13 protein-coding genes and 3 pseudogenes are annotated in these 13,198 nt (G+C 69.5%); 10 read left to right on the top strand and 6 right to left on the bottom strand.

Going from position 1 to position 13,198, the window contains the following annotated elements; translation table 11 throughout:
• The first annotated feature begins 1,442 nt into the window (after positions 1-1,442).
• Positions 1,443-1,871: an ATP-binding protein gene (locus ACWIHY_RS39085; RefSeq protein ID WP_454381420.1), complete on the top strand. Its 429-nt coding sequence runs from the start codon at positions 1,443-1,445 to the stop codon at positions 1,869-1,871.
• A 295-nt stretch (positions 1,872-2,166) separates the two neighbouring features.
• Here the strand turns inward: ACWIHY_RS39085 and ACWIHY_RS39080 are convergent, their stop codons facing one another.
• Both ACWIHY_RS39080 and ACWIHY_RS39075 read right to left on the bottom strand, forming a co-directional pair.
• Positions 2,167-2,328, bottom strand: coding sequence for a hypothetical protein (locus tag ACWIHY_RS39080; protein ID WP_454381419.1), 162 nt, complete (start codon positions 2,326-2,328; stop codon positions 2,167-2,169).
• A 31-nt stretch (positions 2,329-2,359) separates the two neighbouring features.
• Positions 2,360-2,602, bottom strand: a complete 243-nt coding sequence (locus ACWIHY_RS39075) for a hypothetical protein (protein WP_454381418.1) — start codon at positions 2,600-2,602, stop codon at positions 2,360-2,362.
• Positions 2,603-2,782: 180 nt separating this feature from the next.
• On the opposite strand from ACWIHY_RS39075, the gene ACWIHY_RS39070 reads away from it, so the two are divergent.
• Both ACWIHY_RS39070 and ACWIHY_RS39065 read left to right on the top strand, forming a co-directional pair.
• Complete coding sequence (locus tag ACWIHY_RS39070; protein ID WP_454381417.1) at positions 2,783-3,829, top strand: hypothetical protein; 1,047 nt, start codon at positions 2,783-2,785, stop codon at positions 3,827-3,829.
• A gap of 43 nt (positions 3,830-3,872) precedes the next feature.
• Positions 3,873-4,121: pseudogene (locus ACWIHY_RS39065) on the top strand (ATP-binding protein); the annotation flags it as partial.
• A 178-nt stretch (positions 4,122-4,299) separates the two neighbouring features.
• Here the strand turns inward: ACWIHY_RS39065 and ACWIHY_RS39060 are convergent.
• Both ACWIHY_RS39060 and ACWIHY_RS39055 read right to left on the bottom strand, forming a co-directional pair.
• Complete coding sequence (locus tag ACWIHY_RS39060) at positions 4,300-4,473, bottom strand: hypothetical protein (RefSeq protein ID WP_454381416.1); 174 nt, start codon at positions 4,471-4,473, stop codon at positions 4,300-4,302.
• Between the two features lie 31 nt (positions 4,474-4,504).
• A pseudogene (locus ACWIHY_RS39055) lies at positions 4,505-4,851 on the bottom strand (PRC-barrel domain containing protein).
• Positions 4,852-5,341: 490 nt separating this feature from the next.
• On the opposite strand from ACWIHY_RS39055, the gene ACWIHY_RS39050 reads away from it, so the two are divergent.
• Both ACWIHY_RS39050 and ACWIHY_RS39045 read left to right on the top strand, forming a co-directional pair.
• The gene (locus ACWIHY_RS39050; RefSeq protein WP_454381415.1) at positions 5,342-6,157 is read left to right on the top strand and encodes a hypothetical protein; all 816 of its coding nucleotides are present in this window, start codon (positions 5,342-5,344) and stop codon (positions 6,155-6,157) included.
• 57 nt (positions 6,158-6,214) lie between these two features.
• Positions 6,215-6,307, top strand: a pseudogene (locus ACWIHY_RS39045) (transposase); the annotation flags it as partial.
• Positions 6,308-6,559: 252 nt separating this feature from the next.
• Here the strand turns inward: ACWIHY_RS39045 and ACWIHY_RS39040 are convergent.
• Positions 6,560-7,120, bottom strand: a complete 561-nt coding sequence (locus ACWIHY_RS39040; RefSeq protein WP_454381414.1) for a TetR/AcrR family transcriptional regulator — start codon at positions 7,118-7,120, stop codon at positions 6,560-6,562.
• A gap of 118 nt (positions 7,121-7,238) precedes the next feature.
• Here ACWIHY_RS39040 and ACWIHY_RS39035 point away from each other — a divergent pair, with 118 nt between their 5' ends.
• The 3 genes from ACWIHY_RS39035 (at position 7,239) to ACWIHY_RS39025 (ending at position 10,068) form a co-directional block, all read left to right on the top strand.
• Complete coding sequence (locus ACWIHY_RS39035) at positions 7,239-7,925, top strand: SDR family oxidoreductase (RefSeq protein WP_454381421.1); 687 nt, start codon at positions 7,239-7,241, stop codon at positions 7,923-7,925.
• Positions 7,926-8,108: 183 nt separating this feature from the next.
• A complete protein-coding gene (locus ACWIHY_RS39030) occupies positions 8,109-9,113 on the top strand; it encodes an NADP-dependent oxidoreductase (protein WP_454381413.1) in 1,005 nt (334 codons plus the stop codon).
• A gap of 82 nt (positions 9,114-9,195) precedes the next feature.
• Positions 9,196-10,068: an alpha/beta fold hydrolase gene (locus ACWIHY_RS39025; protein WP_454381412.1), complete on the top strand. Its 873-nt coding sequence runs from the start codon at positions 9,196-9,198 to the stop codon at positions 10,066-10,068.
• A gap of 380 nt (positions 10,069-10,448) precedes the next feature.
• Here ACWIHY_RS39025 and ACWIHY_RS39020 read toward each other — a convergent pair whose 3' ends face one another.
• A complete protein-coding gene (locus ACWIHY_RS39020) occupies positions 10,449-11,687 on the bottom strand; it encodes a PP2C family protein-serine/threonine phosphatase (protein ID WP_454381411.1) in 1,239 nt (412 codons plus the stop codon).
• A 631-nt stretch (positions 11,688-12,318) separates the two neighbouring features.
• Between ACWIHY_RS39020 and ACWIHY_RS39015 the strand changes: the two genes are divergently transcribed.
• Complete coding sequence (locus ACWIHY_RS39015) at positions 12,319-12,492, top strand: hypothetical protein (protein WP_454381410.1); 174 nt, start codon at positions 12,319-12,321, stop codon at positions 12,490-12,492.
• 80 nt (positions 12,493-12,572) lie between these two features.
• Positions 12,573-12,845, top strand: a complete 273-nt coding sequence (locus ACWIHY_RS39010; protein WP_454381409.1) for a hypothetical protein — start codon at positions 12,573-12,575, stop codon at positions 12,843-12,845.
• The last annotated feature ends 353 nt before the right edge of the window (positions 12,846-13,198 follow it).

The raw sequence follows: 13,198 nt of genomic DNA, 5'->3' as shown, positions 1-13,198 counted from the left end.
GGGCCGCGCAGTGCATCCCCGACGCCACCACTGGTGGCACCGGTTCACCAAACGCCAAGTGACTGCTACGGACCCGGCATAGGTCCAATTCTCGGCGAGGAAATCGCCGTTGCGGCGAGTGACGTGGCGGCCTGCTGGCGCCGGCCACCACGCTTCCGCAGCCGCGGGCCCATTGGACGGACGGTCAGAGCGAGGCTGGTTCTTCGTCAACAGGCGGCAATCCCGCATGCACGCGGGCCAACTGCCGGCGCACTGATGTGACGGCGGTGGATACGGCCTCTGCCACGCTCTGGGCCTGGTCACCGTCAGTCCGCCCGGCTTGCGAATCCTCCCTGGCGAGTTTCTGGTTCACGTTCATACGGGGCGCCTGCCCCGACCACACACGGCTACGCGAAGTCAGCTGAACCTTGTGAAGTGCCCACAATCACCACTGTCAGTCACGCAGAAATCCGTGAACCGGATTCGCCCTAGCCAGGCCACCGCTCACACCCTCCCGCGCCAGCACAGTCACGCCGATCGGTCACACGGCCGAAGCCGATTTCCGGGCGTGATCGATAAGCTAGCCGATGCGAGCAGCCGTCACGATGCGTCCGTGAGCGGATCACCGTCAAGAGGGATGCAGGCGCCGTGACGCCGGGGCGGCCGCCTCACTGGCAGGAAGCCTCCATACACCGGGCCCCGGGGTGTCATGGCGGATTCCCGGGGCCCCTTTTCGTGTCACCCAGCGGCGCTACGACACGTCCGTGGCGCCGGCGGCGCGGGGACGGTTGCATGCCCATGAAGGGACCCTGGTGCCGCATGGCACCAGGGTCCCGGGAAAGCAACACCATCTACCGGCTACTGCTGTGCCGGGATTTGTTTCCGCATCTCCGCCAGGGGGATGGACGGGAATGCGGGGATCGCGGATGCGTGACCGGGGACCACCTACCTTCCGAGGGCCTTCGGTACCCGAGCGGACTCTTCCTCGCCCGGGCGATCCTGATGGCGTCTACCTCCTTCTTTCCTTGCGATCAATCTGTCGTACTGCTGGAACCGCGGGACTGCTCACGGCCCCTTTGGGCCGCCGGCCCGACAGTCAGCGACAAGACCCCTGTATGCGTCCGGCCCTGTCACTCCACTGCCGTGCCACAATCCGCCCCTGTGGGCCGTCCGGCCCGGCAGCCAACCCGAGGACCCTGGCGCATCCGGCCCTCAGGTTCCGCTGCCGTGCCACAACTCGCTTGAACCTGCATGCGCGGCAGTTCGTCCCTGCCGCGCCTCACTTGCTGTCCTGGCTACGAGCAAAACCCTACCCGATCAAACGGCAATGTCTACTACCGCCACCGCAGATTTCCTCCCGCTGGAGACGACGGGATTCTGTCGCCCCCGTGTGGAAGCCGCTCGAGCGGGCACGCTACCCGTCCTGCAAAGCGGCACAACCGATCCAGGCGGGGTGTACGTGCATGAACGACACAAAGATGACCAACACGGTTGCCTCGCATCGAACGATGGGCGACAGCACGGCTGACATCCATCGGACCCGCGAGATCGCCCGCGCATTCACCAACAGCCTCAGCCCGGCACTCGGACCGGACGTGGCGGACACTCTCGTCCTGGTGGTGTCCGAGCTCGTCACCAACGCCGTGCGCCACGTCGGCGGCCGCTACACCCTCGAACTGTCCGCCAGCCCTGATGCGGTGAGCGCCGCGGTCAGCGACCCCAATCCCGCACCCCCACGCGAGGTCACCCCCGACCTCAACGGCGGCAGCGGAGGCTTCGGCTGGCACATGGTCCGCCGCCTGACCGACGGCGTGACCATCACGCCCGGCCCTGGCCCCGGCAAGACAATCAACGCCCTCATTGCGCGGACTCCTGTCCACTCGACGGAGTAGCCCCGGTGTTGCCGCAGAGCGACAACGGGCGACACTCGCAATGGTGGCCGCCCCAGCGCGTCGGACTCGAAGGCCTGGCCGTGCCGGCACACCGCCACCCGGCGGCCAACTGGCACAGGAAGCTAGTGCACGGCCAGGGCTGCTGCCCGTGCCTACCAGGCGGCATTCGAGCGTCTGCTCGTGCCGATGCCGACCCGACGTGATCGTCAGTGGACTCCTCGTCCGGGGCCCAGATTCGCCCCAACTTCCACTCGCGCCGCTGCGGTCGTGCGCACGCCGTCAGCGCGATGCAAGCTCACCCCTTCAGCCGGCAGACCTCGCGCAGCGCGAGCGCGAGGTCGTCGGCCGGGAGCAAAGGCGGCGCGCTGTCACGCGGAGCACTGATCCAGTGCGACGCCGCCGTGCCGTGCTCGGTACAGGGCAGGAGCAGTTGCTGGTCCCGGGAGGGCCCGCGCATACCCGGGCCCTGTTCTGCGGGCACCATGACGTTACAGCCGGTCTCTGATGTGGTCGGCAAGCACCGGGTAGCCGCGGCGTACGTCGGCGCCCATCCGATCCAGGGCGGCCAGGCCGAGACCGATGGGCGTGATGACCAGCGCGTCCCAGGCGTCACCGCACCGCGACCACCGGGTCGAGTCGTTTCCCTTGGCCCACAGACCGCGCGTTCGGGCATCGACCGCCCTTTTCCCGGCCCATGTCATATCGACTGATCTGGCGGCCTCTTCCGGCACGGTGAACTCCCTGCTATCGCCCGTCGCTTCCCATATACTGACTTCGGCTTGTCAGGGTGATTCTTCTTGAAGTCCCTGCGTCCGAAATACCGTCACTCGCTCGAGTGGTCGTTGACTGTTCGTTGGCATCTTCAAGGGCACGCGCCGACGATCGTCTCCATGACCATTTCACGGAAGTTATTGCCGCCCCTCGGCTGCGCCCTCGCCCTCAGCCTCACCGGCCCCGCAGCGTGGGCCGCTCCCGCCGACGAACCCACCCACGGCCACAAGGTGATCACCGCCTCCGCGATCTCAGAGGTATGGACTTCGCCCTCCGGGGTCAAGGAAGTCACCGTCTACGTCTGGGGCGGAGGCAGCGGGGGCGGCGGCGGAGCCTCCGGGGCCGGAGGCGGAGGCGGCGAAGGCAGCAAGGCCAGGTCGTCTAGGGACGACCCGGGCGCCGGGGGCGCGGGCGGCGCCGGGGGCGGAGCAGGGGGCGGCGGAGGAAGCGGCGGCTACATGGTCTGCCACTTCACCGCCACCAACAACGACCCGATCATGCTCACCCTCAAGGCCGGCGTCGCCGGACACGGTGGGGCCGGCGGCGCACAGGCATACGGGGGCGCAGGCGGCACCAATCTCTTTGGCGGCGACGGCAAGACCGGCTGGCACGGTAACGACGGCCAGGACGGTGCGTTCAGCAAGTGGTCCACGGTGAGCCTGGGTAGGTGGGCGGAAGTTCAGGGCGAGGTCAGCGGAGCCGGTGTGGGGCAGCGCGGCCGCTCCGGAACAGGCGGCAGCGGCGGCAGCGAGAACGGCGCAGCCGGCGGGACCGCCTCCACGCTCCAGGCCAACGGCGGCAAGGGCGCCGCGGTGTACCCGATCTACTCGACGTGCAACGACAAGGCCAACGTCAAGGGAGCCGACGGCAGCCCGGGCAGCCTGGGCACGAATGCCGTCGCCCACAACAGCAAGGACAGGGAGGGTACCTACGGCGGCAGGCATGGCGTCGGCGGCTCAGGAGCCCCGATGACGGCGCCGACCCAAGCCAGTCTTCCCGGCGGCGACACCTACACCGTCCCGGTGGGCACCGGGGCCGGCGGCCGAGGCGGTGACGGAACGGTCGGCGCCCTGGGCGGCTCCGGCGGCGTCGATACGGGCCAGGGCGGCAGCAAGGCCGGATACACCAGCAACGCGGCGGACGCGGGCCAGAACGGCAGCGGCGGACTGATCGTCGTCGCCTGGTAACACCGCCGTTGCACGACACCGAGCCGCACCCGTGTCCGCACGGGTGCGGCTGCTCGTCACCAATGCCCTGCGCCACGGCGGCGGCACCTGCACCCTGGACCTGACCGCGCACCCGGACAGCATCAAGGTGGCCGTGCATGACCCGAGTCCGCAGGCTCCGCGCATGCGTACCCCCGATCTGAACGGCGGCACCGGAGGCTTCGGCTGGCCCATGATCAACCGCCTCGCCCGCGCCACCGCCGTGACCCGCCAGCCGACCGGCGGCAAGACCGTAAGCGCCCTACTCCCCCGCTGGCACCAAGGAGCCGGCGCCAACCGGGGTGACCGACGGCCCCCCAAGGCCAATCCCACAGATGACCGCTGTACCGACGTCCGTGACAGCTGCCTGTAGCGCCGGTTTTCGTTCCGACGTTGTCCACCCACAGCGGGGGTGACGTCCACTGCGCCGGAACCGGACGCGGTGCAGCCGGTCAGCGGAGCGTGCGGCGGTGGCGGCCGGAGCGCCGCAGGTGCATCCCCAGGTAGACCAGAGCGGCGGCGAACACCACGATGCCGATGACCAGCAGGTAGAACAGTCCTTCGGCGACGGCGCCGATGATGCCCAGCACGATCGCCGCGATGATGAGGATCAGGAAGAGCGTCATGGCGCGGACACCTCCTTGAGGGGACCGGCGTTCAGCGGCGGGCGAGCTGCCGCTCACCGTTCGCGCCGGGCTGGTAGGGCAGGTCGTAGTGCGCGAAGACCGCCGCTTCGTCTTCGGCGGGCAGGACGTCGTCCGTGCCGATCGCCGGGCACTTCTTCACCAGGGACCGGTCGTAGCCGACCTTGACGTAGCCAGGGCCCGCGATCGCACCGGCCAGCGGGACGAAGACCAGGTGGGCAGCCCGACCTGGACGGTCGCCATGGCCGACTCGTCGATGCTGGTGTCCACGTAGACCGCCTCCATCGTGCCGATCTTGCGGCCGCCCGCGTCGACGACGTCGTGGGTGCGCCACTCACGGATATCCGCGATCTGGATCATCCCGGTTCCCTTCGCACGGCGGTGCCCAAGCTCTACACATCGTCAGCGTTGGCTGCCGAGCCGAGCTGCGACAACGACACCCGCCCCGCCGCCCCGCATGAACCCGGGTAACCGCCTGCGCACATCGAGACGGTCAGCGGTTCAAGCGCGCAACAAGGTGCCTGGTTGCACGGCCAGGGGCCGGCCCCACCGCGGCCGACCCCTGGAGACCGTGGCCACGCCCACTCGCACCCTGGGTGCCCACAAGACACGCCCTCTAACAACCCGAGACTCACGACGCTCGGAGGCAGGGCATTCGGGCAGACAGTGACCGTGACGCCCTGGTGGTCGTTGTTCCGCCGACGCGGGTGTGCATATCCGTCCCCCCACGGACCCGCGTTGTGAGGGCCCTGCTCAAGCCCCTCAGGGCCCTCACCCGCCTACCGGTCGGCAGCGCGCGTGGTTCTCGCGCTCCCTGCCCGGCCGGGCTCACGGGGAGCACCTTGGAGCTGTGGCTTCCTCGGATGAGCAGGGTCAGGGTGCGGGGCTGGAGCCGGTGGGCCGGGTACATGCGGTCCGGCTGACCGAGCAGCTGCGTGCGGCGATCGGCGAGGCGCAGCGGGCGGCTGTGGTGCTGGCGCAGCGGGTGCGCGACGCGCACCGGGCGCGGGTGTGGGTGGCTCTGGGCTACGGCGGGTGGGGTGAGTACGCGCAGGGCGAGCTGGGGATGAGCAGGGCGCAGGCGTACCGGCTGATCGACATCGCGGAGTCGGCAGAAGGGCTGAGCAGGGCGATCGGCGAGGCCGGCGTCCTTGCCGTGTCACCCGCGGGTGACACGGACACGGCCGCTCTGGTGGATCTGGGGCTGTCGCAGCCTGCGCTGCGCGATGTCCACGGCCGGCTCGACGAGCTCACCACCCTCGTCACCGAGCGGCTCACCGCAGCCGCCCAGGCCGGACAGGTCGAGTGGTCAGTGGTCCGCGCCATCGTGGGCCAGGTCGTCGACGAGCTCCGCCGCGAACCGCTCCCCGCCGAGGACAACGGCGGGAGTGACGGCGGCGCTCTGGAGCGGGCACTCGCCGACACCGAGCAGCACCCCATCGATACCGCCGCAGTGCGGCGCCTGGTCGACGAGATGGTCGCCGTCGGCGGCCGGCTGGGGCAGATCGTCGAGCTCGCCCCGCCGTACCTCTCCGAACAGGAAGCCGTCGACACCGTCCTCGCCCGGTTCGCCGACGACATCGGCAGCAACGCTGAGACCATGCTGGCCGTACGCCGCTACGCCCTCACCGGCGACCGCCGCGCCCGGGAAGGCACCTGGCTCTGACCACCAGGAGCGGAGCCGGGCACTGCACCGGCTTCAGGCGGGCCAGGCGTTCCGGCCGACCGGCGGGCCCTGTCCCCGCTGTTCTGGACCCACGTGAACCCCTACGGCCGGTTCGAGCTGGACATGAACTCCCGCCTCGCCCTCGCCGCCGCGGCGGCGGCCACGGTGCCCGGCCCCCGAACCCCGCCCGAGACGGGAACCGCCCGATTGGCGGCGGGCGGCTCGGCCAGGTCGGCATCCTGCAGACCGGTGCCCTCGACGTCGCCCCGGACGGCTGGATCCGGTGGGGTGCACCAGGCCACCCCATCCGGTCGTGCGGGGCGTACTGGGGGAAGCCAGCTGCGCCGTCGGCGACGTGGCAGCGAATGTCCCTTGGCGGGCTGCCCGGCAGCGTGGCACTGATCAGCCGGCTGCCGTCAATGCCGCGCGCGCGGTGGTGAGGATCTCCTCGGAGAGCGGGGAACCGTTGGTGGCTCGGGCCAGGACGAGTGCGCCGAGCATGGTGCACAGCCGGGTGATGCCGTCCTGGTCCTCGGTGGTGAGCCACTCGGCGAAGTCGCCCACGCCTTCGGTGTAGATCCGGCGGGCCTCATGCTCTTCGCCTTCGCGCGCCATGTCGGTGACGAGTGCGGCGACGGGACACCCGTCCGCCGGGCTGTCGCGGTGTCCGGGGGAGAGGTAAGTGTCGATCAGTGCCTGCTGGGCGGCGCCGCGCTGCCCGCCGTGCTGCTCGAGTCCGTCCTTGTGGTGCCGGGTGAGTTCGTCGAAGGCGTGGGCGGTGGCTTCGTCGATGAGCGCCTCTTTGGAGGCGAACTGCTTGTAGAAGCCGCCGTGGGTCAGACCGGCCGCCTTCATGACGTCGGCGACGCTGACGTGAGTCCCCTGTTCCCGGAACAGGCGAGACGCGGTTTCCACGACCCGCCGGCGGTTCTCCTCGGCCTGCGCCTGCGATACGCGGCCCATCGGCCACCTCCCGATTGGATGTCGACTGGCATCTATCCTAGACCAGTGCTTAGATTGTGGATGCAATCTAATTAACGCCGCCGGTCGCTCGCCGACGGCCGTAACGCTGGGAGTGGGCATAGAACTGAAGGACGCGGTCGCGGTGGTCACCGGCGCCAACCGGGGGCTCGGACGGCATCTGGCCGCCCAACTCGTGGAGCGCGGAGCGACGGTGTACGCGGCGGTCCGGCGCCCCGAGACGGTGGACCTGCCGGGGGTCACCCCGCTGCGGCTCGACGTGACGGACGAGGAGTCGATCCGGGCTGCGGCCCGCACCGCGTCCGATGTGACGCTGCTGGTGAACAACGCCGGAATCTCCACCGGAACTCCGCTGGTCACGGGCAGCCCGGACGCGGTGCGCCTGGAGATGGACACGAACTTCTTCGGTCCGCTCGCCGTGACGCGGGCCTTCGCCCCCGTCATCGAGTCCAACGGCGGCGGTGCCGTGCTCAACGTCCTCTCTGTCCTGTCCTGGCTGCACCCGGCCGACCTCGGAGCCTATGCGGCGGCCAAGGCCGCAGCGTGGGCGCTGACCGGCGCGGCCCGGGAAGAACTGGCACCCCGCGGCATCGCCGTCTCGGCGCTGCACGTCGGATACATGGACACCGGCATGGCCGCGAGCGTTCCCGCCGACCAGAAGGCTGACCCCGCCGAGGTCGCCGCGCAGGCCCTGTCCGGTATCGAGAGGGGACTGCCCGAGATCCTCGCCGACGAGATCACCCGGCACGTGAAGCAGAACCTGGCCACATCGCCGAACGCGGTGTGAGGCGCGCATCGCCCCACCGGCGGCCTTGATACCCGGCTACGGATACGGCGCCGGTGACGGCCGCCCACCGCATCGGCGGGGGCTCCAGGAAACCGAAACAAACACTACAAAGTGTGTCGTACTGGTGAAAGCCCGGCACGCACAGTGGCCACGTCCCCATGCGGACGGGAAACGGAGACGACGATGAAGGCTTTCATGATCGAGCGGTACGGCGACAAGGGCGGCGGTCGCATCACCGAGGCCCCAGACCCGCAGGTAGGCGCCGACGACGTCCTGGTCCGGGTCCACGCGGCGAGCGTCAACCCGCTGGACTTCAAGATCCGCGACGGCGGCTTCAAGATGATCCTGCCGTACCGTCTCCCCCTCGTCCTGGGCAACGACCTCGCCGGCGTGGTGGTCGAGGTCGGCTCGGACGTCACCCGCTTCGCCGTGGGCGACGAGGTCTACGCCCGGCCAGACAAGGACCGCATCGGCACCTTCGCCGAACTCATCGCCATCCACCAGAACGACCTGGCACCCAAGCCGACCACCCTCACCATGGCGGAGGCCGCCTCCCTCCCCCTGGTCGCCCTGGCATCGTGGCAGGCGCTGGTCGAGAAGGCGCAGGTCCAGCCGGGCCAGAGGGTCCTGATCCACGCGGGCTCCGGCGGCGTCGGCACCATCGCCCTCCAGCTGGCCAGGCAGCTGGGCGCGCACGTGGCCACCACCGCTAGCGCGGCCAACGCCGGCCTGGTCAAGGAGCTCGGCGCGGACGTCGTCGTCGACTACCGGACACAGGACTTCGAGGAGGTCCTGGACGGCTACGACGTCGTCCTGGACACCCTCGGCGGCGAGACCCTGGAGAAGTCCCTGCGGGTCCTCAAGCCCGGCGGGAAGGTCATCAGCATCGCAGGACCTCCCGACGCAAACTTCGCCCGCGAGCTGGGCGCGAACCTGATCCTGCGGCAGGCCATGAACGCGCTGAGCTTCAAGACCCGGCGCCACGCCAAGCGCCAGGGCGTCACCTACTCCTTCCTGTTCATGAAGGCCGACGGCGACCAGCTGCGCGAACTCACCCGGCTCATCGACGCCGGAGAGATCCGCCCCGTCGTCGACCGCGTCTTCCCCTTCGACCAGGCCCGCGAGGCGATGGAGTACGCCGAGAAGGGGCGCGCCAAGGCTGGCAAGGTCGTCGTCGCGATGGCGTGAGGGCCCCCACCATGCAACCGGTAAGCCTCGGCAACGAGAGGATCCCGCCTCCCGCCACCCCTCACCGCCACAGGAATCGATCATGAACGCACCGCGCAGTTCCCCCACGCCCGCCCCGTCGTCGTACAAGGAGGCGCCAACTCGTTCGGTGTCCGTGCGCGGCGTCGACTTCGTCTACCGGCAGCTCGGTCCGGAAAGAGACGGCGTACCGCTGATCTTGCTCCACCACCTCGCCGCGGTCCTGGACAACTGGGACCCCCGCGTCATCGACGGACTCGCCGCCCGGCACCGGGTAATCACCTTCGACAACCGCGGAGTCGGTGCGTCGGGCGGCTCCACGCCCGACACGATCGAGGCGATGGCCCGCGACGCGGTGCTGTTCATCCGCGCGCTGGGCTTCGAGCAGGTCGACCTGCTCGGCCTGTCGATGGGTGGCTTCATCGCCCAGGTCATCGCGGCCCAGGAACCGCAGCTGGTGCGCAAGGTCATCCTCGCGGGCACAGGCCCCGCTGGAGGCCCCGGCATCGACAAGGTCACCGCACTCACCCTCCACGACACCCTGAAGGGCCTCCTGACCCGCAAGGACCCCAAGCAGTTTCTCTTCTTCACCGACACCGAGCACGGCCGAAAGGAAGCGCGCGCCTTCCTGGAACGGCTGAAGGAGCGAACGGACGACCGCGACAAAGCCATCTCGCTGACGTCGTTCCGCGCCCAGCTGAAGGCCATCCGCCGATGGGGCCTCCAGCCGCCGGCCGACCTGTCCCACATCAGCCAGCCGGTCCTGGTGGCCAACGGCGAGAGCGACCGGATGGTGCCGAGCGAGAACACACTCGACCTGGCCGCGCGGCTACCCCGGGGCGAACTCGTCCCTCTCTACCCGGATGCCGGACACGGGGGCATCTTCCAGTACCACGACGAATTCGTCGCACAGACGCTTGGATTCCTCGAATCGTAGCCAGACCGGGGCCCGACACCGATCCGCGCGGCCCCGTGAGGTTCACCGATGCGCGGGAGACGCCGGCGGCGGACCCAACGGACTCAACTCCTCGTAACCCACCACGTCCCGATTGCTGCCGGGCCGAACGGGGCATCGTCCCCGCTGAGGCCGGCTCTGCGCAGGGCCGCAGTCGCTGATTCGCCTGCTGCTCAGCGCTGTGCCTGTCGTCAGCTTCCGCCTCCAGACGGATGCTGAACCTGCCGTCGTCGTCGACGCTGAGGACGGGCAGGTTCTCCGACCGTCCCGGCGCTGCCTGCTGCCAGCCGTCCGAGTGCAACTGCTTGATAGGCGCCAGAGGTTCGCTTTCGTGTCGTGAGCTGTCGAGAGGCCGCGCGGGGTTATAGGCGAATGACGATGAGGGCGATGTCGTCGGCGGCGCCCGCAGCAGTGCCGAGGCGGTCCAGCAGTGCGTCGGCGAGTGGGTCGGGGGCGAGGGTGCTGACCTGGGCCAGGGCTGTGGTCAGGCGGGCCAGGCTGGCGTCGATGTCCTCGTCGCGGCGCTCGATGAGGCCGTCGGTGTACATCACGAGGGTGTCCCCACGCGTGTAGGCGAGGCCGGCCTGGGGGCGGGGGACATGGTGGAGGCGGGCGCCGAGCGGCGGATCGGTCGCCTGGTCCAGCAGTTCACATCTCCCGTCGGAGTGGAGCAGGACGGGCGGTGGGTGTCCGGCGCTGCTGTAGACGATCAGTCTGCTGCGGGTGTCGATGAGGACCTTGACCGCGGTTGCGGCCGTCGCGCCGTCCAGGGAGCGGGCGTACAGACCGAGGACTTCCAGGGCCTGGGCGGGACTGGGAGTGGCACGGATGACCGCGCTCAGGGCGCTGCGGAGCATGCCCATGACGGCGGCGGCGTGCAGGCCGTGGCCGACGACGTCTCCGACCGCCGCGGCGTAGCGGTCGGGTGGCAGGTCGACGACGTCGTACCAGTCGCCGCACACGTTCAGTGATGTGGTCGCAGGCAGGTAGCGCACGGCGATGTTGTGAGTGTGGTGCTCCAGGTCGGGGGCGGAGAGCATGGCTTCCTGCAGGGCGACGGCGACCTGCCGTTCACGGGCGTGGGCCTCGCGGAGTTCCTGGTTCAGGCGGTTCAGCTCGCCGGCCCGCGCGTACAGCTCGGCTGCCATGCCCTTCTCCCGTTCGGTGAACTCCTCGGTGAGCTGGCGTGCCAGGCGTGAGTGAACGAAGGCGGTGACGTCCTCGGCCCGTTGGACGATCCACCTCACCTTGCCGTCAGGCCCGAGAATCGGCGTGTGGATCTCGGACCACCATCGCTCCTCGAACCCGCCTGGCTGATCGAGGGCGGGGATGTCGTACCGCTGCAGCACCAAGGTGTCCGATTGCCCGGTGTCCAGCACCCGGCGCAGTGACGCCTTCAGGTCCTGTTGTGTGTCATCGAGGGTGCCGGGATTTGCAGGCAGGGCGTCGAAGAAATACTTCCCGATCAGCTGGTCTCTGGACCGGCCGATGGTCTGCAGGTACGCCGTGTTGGCGTAGCGGATCACCAGGTCCGTGTCCAGCATGAGGTACGGGCTCGGTGTGGCGTCGAAGAACGCCGTGAAATCAATGTCCGCTGTCATCACACGCTCTCCGTAGCCTGTGAGCGCGACCGCCTGCACCTCCAATCTACGCACGATCCAGCCGCCGGGCTCAGGAGACGACCAAGACGTCAGCGCAGGCCATAGCTACTACCGCAGGTTCTTGAAGCTTGCCCCCAGGCATATCCGCCCCCGCAGACCCGCGTCGTGAGGGCCCTGCCCACCCCAGGGCGGCCCTCACCCTCCTACGCCGGCAGCGCATGTGCTTCTCGCGTCCCCTGTCCGCCCGGGCTCCCGGGGGGAGCGCCATGAGGGTGTGACTTCCTCGGACGAGCAGGGTCAGGGGGCGGGACCACATCCGGCCGCCCACCTTGATGGCGCGGGCATGCACCCGGCGACGCGGGATCGGCCAGGGGGCTGATCGCCGTGTGTCTGAGCGCGCCTGCTGGCCCTAGAAATTCGAACACGAGTAGCATTCTGGGGTGGCTACGTACGACTTTCCCGAAGACCTTCGCGCACTCAGCTGCGCCTGCACCAGACCTGGGCGGAGCACGAAGCCCTCGGCCGCACTCTCCCCTGGTCGGTAGAGCCCTCCGAAGGGTGGACAGCCCCGAAGGTCCTCTACAGCGACGCAGAACCCCGCAGCCTGCCGCCCAGCCCCGGCTACACCGACGTGCAGAAGACGGAGGTCGCCCGCCTGCGCCGTGAGCTCCTCGAGCTGTCGGCCGTGGTGTCGACGCATCCCTACTGGGAGACGGTCGAGGTAGGCAAGAGGGTGGAGCAGCGAATGGCGCTGAAGCACGCCCACGAGCAGAAAGCTGACGCCGGCCGGGCGGAAGCGGCGTAGTCATGCCTGGTCTGCGCCTGGATCGCCACCCCATCCCAGGGGCACGGCCGGAGCCGGCTGCGGCTCCCGTCGTCGACCTCATGTCCGCACTGCTCGAATCCGTGGAGTCGGCCCGTCAGGCCCGCGGCGAGGTCCAGGGCGGCGCGGGCGGCGATGCTGCGAGCGTCCACGACAGGGCCGGGCACGTGGAACGCAAAGCCGCGAACGCGCCCGCCAAGAAGGCGGCCAAGGCCCCGGGCAAGAGTGCCCAGTTCCGTGTCCGGGCGGCACAGGGTGCAGGCGCTGACCCCGTCGTGCAGGGCCCGGATCGCCCCTGTCCGACACCTCGCCACGGGGCCGACGACGCTCTTTGAGCGACGGATCAGTCCCGTCGCCCGAGTTCTGTACAAAGCCACCCCAGCGAACGCCGGTAGGCCCCGGTGGAGCCGACTCGGTTCAAGGACCCCGCCTGCCCCCGGCGAGCGGCCGGACCTCGTGGTTCTGGGCCGGAGTCAGCCCAAGAGCCGGCGGCCTTGCTGCCGCGCACCGTGGATGGGCGGCCGTGCAGGGGCCGGGCGGCGAGGGGACCCTGATGTTCGCATGTGCGTTCAGGTTCTGGGGTGAGCCCCACTCTGAGGTTGATCCCGGGGAGTGGACACCGTGTTTCATGCGACGAGTGACAGCGTAGGTGTCGTGATCAGTTGTTGTTCAAACTCGGCTGGTGTGC

The sequence above is a fragment of the Streptomyces sp. NPDC055287 genome (genome assembly GCF_053646035.1).
Note: the sequence above shows the minus strand (reverse complement) of the source record. Positions and strands in the feature narration are given on the sequence as shown.